The following is a 1,740-nucleotide window of genomic DNA, read 5'->3' as shown; positions in this document are numbered from 1 at the left end:
GGCCCCTCCTCCCGAGCCCGCCGACGAGCCCCCCGTCTACCAGCAAAGCGAGGTGGCCGGGAAGCTGGAGGAGAGCGCGGACTTCCGCCGCCTCACCGCCGAGGTGGAGCGGAAGCTGGGCAAGCGCCTCACCACGGCGGATATCTCGGTCCTGCTGGGGCTGTATGACTACTTAGGCCTTCCCTCCGACGTGATCTACCTCCTGGTCTGCCACTGCGCAGAGCGCACCGCCGCCCGCCTCGGGCCGGGCCGGAGGCCCACCCTCCGCCAAATCGAGCGGGAGGGCTACGCCTGGGCCCGCCGGGGCATCGACACCCAGGCCGCCGCCGCCGAGTACCTCCGGGACTACGGCCGGAAGCGGGAGGCCGTCCCGGCCTACATGCGGGCCCTCCGCCTGGGGGACCGGCTCCCGGTGCGGGAGGAGGAGAAATTCCTCCTCCAATGGCTGGAGTGGGGCTTCTCCCCGGAGGCCGCCGCCCTGGCCTATGAGAAAACCGTCCTCAAGTGCCACGAGTTCAAGTGGAGCTACTGCAACGGCATTCTCCGCCGCTGGNACGAAGCGGGGCTCCACACCGTGGACGAAATCGAGGCCGGGGACAAGCGTACCCGGCAGACTCCGGCGGCGTTCAACATCCGGACGTCCGACGGCAAGGGCGCGGGCAACGCCTGGATGCGCAAGTACATCCGGCAGCGAGAGAAGGAGGGATGACCCATGGCCTATGACGGGAAGATTGTCCGCCGGGCCCTCCGGCGGTTCGAGGACGACAAGCGGGACCGGGAGGACCGGGCCCGGGACCGGCGGGAGAGCGTGTTCCTCCGCCAGCCCCGCCTCCGGGAGATCGACGCGGAGCTCCGGGCCACCATGAGCCGCATCCTCTCCACCGCCCTGCGGAAGGGGACGGACCCCCGGGCGGCGGTGGAGGCCCTGAAAAAGCAGAACCTGGGCCTTCAGGAGGAGCGGAGGCTGCTTTTAGAGGGCCTGGGCCTCCCGGCGGACTGCCTGGAGGAANAGCCCNNCTGCCCCCTGTGTGGGGATTCCGGCTGGCGGGAGGGGCGGATGTGCCGGTGCCTCCGGGCCTACTGCGCCCGGGAGCAGCAAAAGGAGCTCTCCCGAATGCTGGACCTGGGGAACCAGAGCTTCGAGTCCTTTTNTNTGGAATGGTACTCCGAAACGGAGGACCCGGCCCTGGGAGTCTCCCCCCGGNAGAATATGGACTGGATTTACNNGACCTGCAAGCGCTACGCCGCCGCCTTCGGCCCGGGGAGCGGGAACCTGCTCCTCACCGGGGACCCGGGTCTGGGGAAGACCTTCCTCTCCGCCGCCATCGCCCGGGAGGTCAGCGCCGAGGGCTTTTCCGTGGTCTACGACACCGCCGCCCATGTCTTCGACCGCTTTGAGGCCCGGAAATTCGGCCGGGAGGAGGGGGAGGCCGTGGAGGCCGACGTGGACCGGGTGCTGGACTGCGACCTTTTGATTCTGGACGACCTGGGCACGGAGATGACCACCCCCTTTGTCCAAAGCGCCCTGTACACCATCGTCAACACCCGCGTCATCAACCGCCGGGCCGCCATCCTCAGCACGAATTTGAAGCTGGACGACCTTGGGCGGCGCTACACGCCCCAGATTGTTTCCCGCATTGAGGGGGAGTATCAGGTCCTGCCCTTTTTCGGGGAGGATATCCGGCGGCTGAGGAAGGAGCGGGGCTGAACCGCCCACTCCCTGCTCCACACCGCCAGGGC

The 1,740-nt window shown here is 68.5% G+C and carries 2 protein-coding genes; both read left to right on the top strand.

The annotated features are described in order from the left end of the window. The coding region (locus tag JX325_RS16235; RefSeq protein ID WP_204792078.1) for a DnaD domain protein at positions 1-709 on the top strand (709 nt) is incomplete at its 5' end. Between the two features lie 3 nt (positions 710-712). Beyond that, entirely contained in the window at positions 713-1,708 is a 996-nt protein-coding gene (locus JX325_RS16230) for an ATP-binding protein (protein ID WP_204792077.1), read from the top strand. Positions 1,709-1,740 lie beyond the last annotated feature (32 nt).

The sequence above is a fragment of the Oscillibacter sp. CU971 genome, assembly GCF_905219725.1.
Classification (GTDB): Bacteria; Bacillota; Clostridia; order Oscillospirales; family Oscillospiraceae; genus Oscillibacter.
Note: the sequence above shows the minus strand (reverse complement) of the source record. Positions and strands in the feature narration are given on the sequence as shown.